Source organism: Nonomuraea cypriaca (assembly GCF_015645445.1).
GTDB lineage: Bacteria > Actinomycetota > Actinomycetes > Streptosporangiales > Streptosporangiaceae > Nonomuraea > Nonomuraea cypriaca.
The window spans coordinates 1-6,272 of record NZ_JADOGI010000387.1 but is presented as its reverse complement, the minus strand read 5'-3'; the positions used below and the strand labels follow the sequence as shown (position 1 = coordinate 6,272).

Annotated in this window: 7 protein-coding genes and 1 pseudogene; 3 read left to right on the top strand and 5 right to left on the bottom strand. The window is 71.6% G+C overall.

The window, feature by feature from the left end:
* Positions 1-235: 235 nt before the first annotated feature.
* A complete protein-coding gene (locus tag ITP53_RS53325) occupies positions 236-784 on the top strand; it encodes a histidine phosphatase family protein (protein WP_195903131.1) in 549 nt (182 codons plus the stop codon).
* 42 nt (positions 785-826) lie between these two features.
* Here ITP53_RS53325 and ITP53_RS53320 read toward each other — a convergent pair whose 3' ends face one another.
* Positions 827-2,266 (bottom strand): S1 family peptidase, encoded by a 1,440-nt coding sequence (locus tag ITP53_RS53320; RefSeq protein WP_195903130.1) that lies wholly within the window; start codon positions 2,264-2,266, stop codon positions 827-829.
* Positions 2,267-2,350: 84 nt separating this feature from the next.
* Positions 2,351-3,283: a LysR family transcriptional regulator gene (locus tag ITP53_RS53315; RefSeq protein ID WP_195903129.1), complete on the bottom strand. Its 933-nt coding sequence runs from the start codon at positions 3,281-3,283 to the stop codon at positions 2,351-2,353.
* A 95-nt stretch (positions 3,284-3,378) separates the two neighbouring features.
* On the opposite strand from ITP53_RS53315, the gene ITP53_RS53310 reads away from it, so the two are divergent.
* Entirely contained in the window at positions 3,379-3,603 is a 225-nt protein-coding gene (locus ITP53_RS53310) for a DUF6158 family protein (RefSeq protein ID WP_195903128.1), read from the top strand.
* Positions 3,603-3,839 (top strand): IclR family transcriptional regulator, encoded by a 237-nt coding sequence (locus ITP53_RS53305; protein WP_195903127.1) that lies wholly within the window; start codon positions 3,603-3,605, stop codon positions 3,837-3,839. The genes ITP53_RS53310 and ITP53_RS53305 overlap by 1 nt, the downstream gene beginning before the upstream one ends.
* A 147-nt stretch (positions 3,840-3,986) precedes the next feature.
* On the opposite strand, the gene ITP53_RS53300 is transcribed toward ITP53_RS53305, so the two are convergent.
* From ITP53_RS53300 to ITP53_RS53290, 3 genes and pseudogenes are all read right to left on the bottom strand, one after another.
* Positions 3,987-4,655, bottom strand: a complete 669-nt coding sequence (locus ITP53_RS53300) for a hypothetical protein (RefSeq protein ID WP_195903126.1) — start codon at positions 4,653-4,655, stop codon at positions 3,987-3,989.
* A gap of 107 nt (positions 4,656-4,762) precedes the next feature.
* A complete protein-coding gene (locus ITP53_RS53295) occupies positions 4,763-5,893 on the bottom strand; it encodes a vWA domain-containing protein (RefSeq protein WP_195903125.1) in 1,131 nt (376 codons plus the stop codon).
* A gap of 55 nt (positions 5,894-5,948) precedes the next feature.
* Positions 5,949-6,272, bottom strand: a pseudogene (locus ITP53_RS53290) (AAA family ATPase); the annotation flags it as partial.

Here is a 6,272-nt window from a genome sequence, read left to right as displayed (position 1 = left end):
GGTGGGCGGTGAGCGGCGGTTATCGTGGGGATTCCTGTGTTCTGGGCAGTGTGATCTGGTGTCGAAGCGTGTCGGTCATCCACTTCACATGGGCAGACGCGGGGTCGAATCCCGCCGCGGCTTTGGTTCGTAACTCAGCGGCCCAGAGCGCCGGGTGCCGTGCCGGCTCCAGGTCCTGACGCCGTCCCCGGCTTCTCGCAGAGCGTACGGCGAAGTCGCCGCGTACGGTCTGATCATGGCGCTCAAACTGGTCTACGAGACTCATTCCATCACCGTGGACAACGAAGCCGGGATCGCCACCGGGTGGCTGCCTGGGGAGTTGTCCGAGCGGGGGCGGGCGGAGGCTGCCAAGCTCGGCGTACGGCGTCGCGACGTGGACGTCGTGTACGCGTCCGACCTGCGGCGGGCCGTGCAGACGGCGGAGATCGCCTTTCAGCTCGGCCGGAAGGCGGGGGCCGGCAAGGAGATCAGGCTCGATCGGCGGCTCAGGGAATGTGACTACGGCGCCTGCAACGGGCGGCCGGTCGGGGAAGTCGCGCCGCTGCGCAGCCGCCACATCGACACGCCGTGGCCGGGCGGGCAGAGCTATCGGCAGGTCGTGGCGGAGACAGCGGCGTTTCTGCGGGACGTCACGGAGGAGTGGCAGGGGCGTACCGTCCTGCTGATCGCTCACTCCGCCAATCGCTGGGCGCTGCAGAACCTGTTCGACGGGGAGCCGCTGGAGAAGTTGGTCGACGCACCGTTCGAGTGGCGCCCTGGGTGGGAGTGGGAGCGGGAGGGATGAGGGAGGGTCAGCGAGTGGGGGATCGCTGACCCTCTGGCTCCGCTATGGGCGGTTCACTCCCAGCGTGTACGAGCCCGACCCGCTATAAGCATGCACGCGATACCGGTAAGACCCGGAAGTCCCGTTGTAGCTGATCGTCTCATCGGGGTTGGGGCTGTCGCCCCTGGCCACCACGACCCAGGAGGAGCCATTCCACTTCTGCAGGTAGACGTCGAAGTCCACCCCGGAAGGCCCGTCCAGGCAGGCCGCGTGGTTGCCGGACACCGTGGCCTGGTAGTAGGAGTTGTTCGGCTGGTACGCACTCTGGTTCGAGCTCAGGGAACCCGAGTAGGTCTCCTCGTAGCTCTGGCATCCGGTGGGCGGGTCCGTGCCGCCTCCGGCGGTGACCAGGGTCAGGCTGCCCACCGAGAGGATCTCGCCGATGGGCTGGAAGTACGTGGTGCCGCCCCGGGTGCAGTCGCCCGAGCCGCCCGACGTCATGCCCTGGGCCTGGTCCCCGGAGATGAACGAGCCGCCCGAGTCCCCGCCCTCCGCGCACACCGTGGTACGCGTCAGGCCGGACACCGTGCCCTCGGGGTAGTTGACGGTGGAGTTGAGCGCGGTCACCGTGCCGCAGTGCCACTGGGTGGTTGAGCCCGAGCGGCAGACCGAGCCCTGAGGCTGGGTGACGGCTGCCCCGCGTACGGGGAGGATGCCGGCGCTGTAGCCGTTCACCACGCCGGGGGCGGTCCACTGCGAGTTCGTGGCGACCCACGCGTAGTCGTTGCCGGGGAAGGACGAGATCTGGAACGTGCCCTGCGAGACCCGGTTGTAGCCGGTCGTGGTGATGCCGGTGGTGCCGCAGTGGCCGGCCGTGGTGAAGCCGAGCTGGGTGCCTCGCCTGGCCGCGAATCCGATCGAACACCGGTAGCCATCGGAGGTGTAGTAAGCGTCCCCGCCCCGGATCTCGTAGAACAGCCGGGGGCGTTCGGCGGACTCTTCGACCTTCACGGCGGCGGCCTCGACGCCGCTGCCGGCGATCCAGGACCTGGCGGCCTGCGGGTCGCTGGTCTCGACGACCACGGAGTTGTCCTGGGGTGAGATGGCCCAGGAGTGTACGGACGCGGGCGGCGCCGCCTGGTCCAGGCCCTCCTTCACCGTGGTGAGCTGGGCGAACGAACGCGGCACGATGCGCGCCCTGGCACCCATCCGGGTGATCTCGGCCGTGTCGGCCGGGGAGACGCTGGCCACGATGAGGGTGCTTTCGGCGCCCTCGTACCACACGCCGGCATAGCGGTCGCCGAGCTTCTTGCGCAGACCCGGTGCGGCGGCGTTGCCGCGGGACTCGTTCGCCAGGCGGTTGACGGCCTGTTCCTTCGTGATGCCGAGGTCGCGTTGCAGGGCGTCGACCACGCCGGAAGGCGGCTTCGCCGCGACGGCTGGGGTGGCCGACACGACTAACGCGCCGATCGCGATCGCGATCAGCGCCGGGGTTCGGAGCATGCTCGTCTCCTTGCTGCTGGGGGTGCCGTCAACGTAACGGCGAACCCAGGAGCGGAGGAGTACTACATTGCCCCTATCGCCGTGTTATGGCGCGGTGCCATAACCGGGGTTCCGGATGAGCCAGTCGTGGTAGACCTGGCTGCGGCGTACGGAGTCCATGTGCGCCTGCTTGGCCTGCCCCACGACCCAGGCGGCGTCGGGTGCGGTGGGGTGGCGTCCGAGGAGTTGCCGCCAGCGCAGCGGCGCGCCGGCCAGCGGGACCATGGTGAGGCCCTGGGCCCCGGGATGGGTGGCCTGGCAGAGCACCACGGCCCGCCCGACCTGGGCGAGGTGGGTGCACGTCGGCACGTCCGTCTCGTAGATCGTTCCCGGCGTGAACCCGGCCCGCGCACACGCCATCGCGAAACAGTCCGCGAAACAGCCGTCCCCCGGCGTGACGGCCCATTGCTGACCGGCCAGATCGGCCAGTTCCACCTCCTTCTCCCTGGCGACCGGATGATCCTGCGCCACCAGGCAGAAGACCGGGTCGATGCTGATCGTCTCCCACAGCAGGGTGCCGGTGGGGGTGCCGGAGTCGCCGCAGGCGCCGGTCAGCAGGTAGTCGAGGCGCCCGAGCTCGACCATGCTGGTCAGCTCGTGGGTCGACCACGACGTGTACGTGCTGACCGTCCGCTCCGCGGCGAGCCGGTCGAGCAGGCCGCCGAGTATGGGGCCGTTGGTGGCTCCGATGCGGAAGCCGGGTGAGGGGGCGTGTGCGAAACGTACGGCTTCTTCTTGCAACTCCTTCGCGGCCGGGAGCAGTACCCGCGCCCTGGAGAGCACCAGCTCGCCGAGGCGGGTGGGCCGCGCGCCATGGCGATCGCGTTCGAACAGGGCGCCGCCGAGCACCCTTTCGATGCGCTTGAGCTGGGCGGTCAGAGCCGGCTGTGCCAGCCCCAGCAGGGACGCGGCCTTGCTCACACTTCCCGCGTCCGCGACCGCGCGGACGATCCTGAGGTGCCTGAGCTCGAGGTCCATAACGGGAAGGTAAGGCGGCGATCTCTTACAAACAATGCCTGTATGTCAGGAATTGTGACAGATATTGTGGGGGGTGTCCGGGGTAGGGGGAGCCCATGACGACGATGGGAATAGATCCGGCCCAGCTCAGCGACGAGGATGTGGTCCGTGAGCTGCGGCAACTGCATGCCACGCGGTCCGACACGTTCTTCCACGGGTCGGATGACGCGCTCGCTCACCATACGTCACGTACCAATGAGCTGGAAGCCGAATACCTCCGCCGTTATCCCGAACGCGAGGTAGATCCTTTCCGGCTCCGGGAGGGAGCGAGGCAACGCTGATGACAGAAGGTCACGATGTTCAGGAGCTCTCGGACGTGGACATCCACGTCTACGAGGCGGTGGCGTCCCAGACGGTGGAATCCGGCGGGGCGCGGCTCGACGGGCTGGTCCGGGCGTCGGGCCTGACGGAGGACGAGGTCCGCGAGTGCCTCGCCACGCTGATCGAGCAGGGGTACGTGGTGCCGAAGGGCGACGGCTACGGCCTGGGGCCGCACACCTTCGAAGTCTGGTACTGACAAGCCGCAGCCTCGGTGGTAGCCGAGAAGTCCGCGTGCCGGCCGAGAAGACTCCGTACTGGAAGGCTTCGTGCCGGCCGAGAAGCCAGGTATCAGCCGAGGACGTGCCACCCTAGAAGGCTCCGTACCGGCCGGGATGTCCGCGTGCTAGCCGAGCAGCGCGCGCAGCACGCGCGCCCGGTCCGCTGTGACGCCCGCGGCCCGCTGCGCGGCCGCCTCCGCGGGTCCGAACCCCGCCGCGCACCACGCCGCCACCTCCTCCAGCGGTACGGCGCCCCACCACGTCGTCATGACCTCGACGGCGGTTAGCCCGGTCCGCGCCGCCTCCGCCGCCGTGAACCCCAGCGCCCTGAACACCCGCGCGTCCCCTTGGTCCACCCGCCGCCGCGCCCACTCCTCGGCCTCTGCGCCGTCCCACCCGGCCTCGGCGTAGTCCCGCGCCACATCGGCAGGGACGCCCGCGCGCAGCAGCCGCCACAACGCCCGCGCGCGTACGGGATCGGGGCCGGTCGGCTCGGGCACGGCCAGCCGGGACAGCCACGACACCCGGTGCGGCCGCTCGCCGCCCAGGTGCCGGCGAGCCGCGTCGTGCGGGGCGACGCCCAGCTCGCGCCACTTCACCGCGTCCGCCGGCGTCATGCCCGCCCGCTGCCAGGTGATGACCGTGCCCGGCGCGGCGCCCGCCGTGCGCCACAGCCGAGCGTCGCCGGGCGCCGTCACGCCCGCGTCGCGCCAGGCCGCCGCCTCCCCGGCGGCGAACCCGGCCGCCCGCCACCGCCGTGTCTCACCCTGACTGAACCCGTCCCACCGCGTCACGCCGCCTCCTTCCACATACGACACCCGCTCGCGTATTGCTCACGGGACAGGGCGTCACACCGGCTCCTGCACGCGTACGGCGCGCGCCCACAGGTCACCGGAGGGCCTCACGCCGGCTCCTGCACGCGTACGGCGCGCGCCCACGGCGGCGCCTCCCACCGGTCACCGAACAGGCAGACAACGACGTACGGCCGGGGCCGCCGCTCCGGCCACGGCGTGTCCCCGTCGGTCAGCACGATCATCACGTCCGCCCCGGCCGCGGCGTCGAACCCCGGTCGCAGGTCCGTCCCCCCGCCGCCGGTCAGCTGGACCTGGTGCGCCGCACGTACCCGCTGTGCCGGATGAGCCTCGGCGTCGCAGCAGATCACCTCGATCCACGGGTGCCCGGCCGCCCGCAGCACGCCGTCCAGCTCGCCGAGTGCCCGCTCCAACGTGGTACGCCCGACGCTGCCCGACGTGTCGACCACGACCGCGATCCGGGGCGACGGTCGTACCAGGGCGGGCAGGACGATCGACGGCGCGGCGGCCGCGCGCCTGGACGGACGCCGGTAGCTGTAGTCCACCCGGCCCGCCGCCTCCGCCAGGCCCCTCCTGACCAGGGCCGCCAGCCGGGCCCACCAGTCCACCTCAGGCCGCAGCCTCGCCTCCGCCCAGCGCCGCCAGCCGCCGGGCAGGCCGCCCCGCGCCTCGATCTCGGCGGCCACGGCGCGGGCGAGCAGCTCGCGTTCGAGCGCCGTCATCATGCCAGGCCCCGTGAACGGTGGCCGGCCGCACGCGGTCAACTCCTGCGGTACGTCGATGAGATCGAGCAGTTCGGCGTACCGCTCGGCCAGCAGGCCGTCCGGCAGGCCCAGCGCGTCCGGTGAGATCACGCCGTCCGGGCCCGCGCCGAGGTCGTCGTTGATCTCCGCGTCGGCCGCGCGGTCCCAGCGCAGCCGCTCCTCCGGCTCGCGATACGGCTCCGCGCGGGCGTGGTGCCCCCTGAGCAGGTGGCCGACCTGGTGCAACAGCCACCAGCCGAGTTCGGGCACCGGCGTGTCGCGTACGGTCTCTGGGCTGAGGTGCACGTTCCAGTACTCGTCGGCGGGCAGGCGGGGCGGGGCGGTGTCGTACACGAGGGGGGTGAGCGCGAAGAGGGCCGAGGCGAGGTACGGCGCGCGCCCGGCGGCCCAGAGCCGGGCCGCCGCGAATCGGTCGGCGGGCCGCTCGGACGGTTCTGGGGCAGCTGTGAGGGTCATGGCAGGAGCCCGGTGGTTGTGAGGGTCACTGACAGAAGCCCGGCGGATCGGAGGGTCATGGCAGAAGCCCGGCGGATCGGAGGATCGGGGCCAGCTCCAGCACCGTGGCGGGCAGGACGGCACCCTCCGGGCGGCGGCCGGCGAGCGCGCGGGCCGCGCCGGCCGCCACGTCGGGCGTCCGCCTGGCCACCCGGCCGATCAGCGCCCACGCCCGCTGCCACGAGTCCTCGCCGCCGTCGGCCGCCACGTGCGCCACCACGGATCCGAGTACGGCGTGCACCCGGTCCACCCGGTCGGGCAGCGGCGCGGCGGGGTCGGCCAGCAGTGTCTCGGGATCGGGCAGGTCCAGGTCGCGCAGCCAGGACAGCAATTCGAACCC

What these genes read in the sequence shown, in the direction of transcription:
- ITP53_RS53325 (WP_195903131.1), top strand. Translation starts at nt 236, where the DNA reads ATGGCGCTCAAACTGGTCTACGAGACTCATTCCATCACCGTGGACAAC.
- ITP53_RS53320 (WP_195903130.1), bottom strand. Translation starts at nt 2,266, where the DNA reads ATGCTCCGAACCCCGGCGCTGATCGCGATCGCGATCGGCGCGTTAGTC.
- ITP53_RS53315 (WP_195903129.1), bottom strand. Translation starts at nt 3,283, where the DNA reads ATGGACCTCGAGCTCAGGCACCTCAGGATCGTCCGCGCGGTCGCGGAC.
- ITP53_RS53310 (WP_195903128.1), top strand. Translation starts at nt 3,379, where the DNA reads ATGACGACGATGGGAATAGATCCGGCCCAGCTCAGCGACGAGGATGTG.
- ITP53_RS53305 (WP_195903127.1), top strand. Translation starts at nt 3,603, where the DNA reads ATGACAGAAGGTCACGATGTTCAGGAGCTCTCGGACGTGGACATCCAC.
- ITP53_RS53295 (WP_195903125.1), bottom strand. Translation starts at nt 5,893, where the DNA reads ATGACCCTCACAGCTGCCCCAGAACCGTCCGAGCGGCCCGCCGACCGA.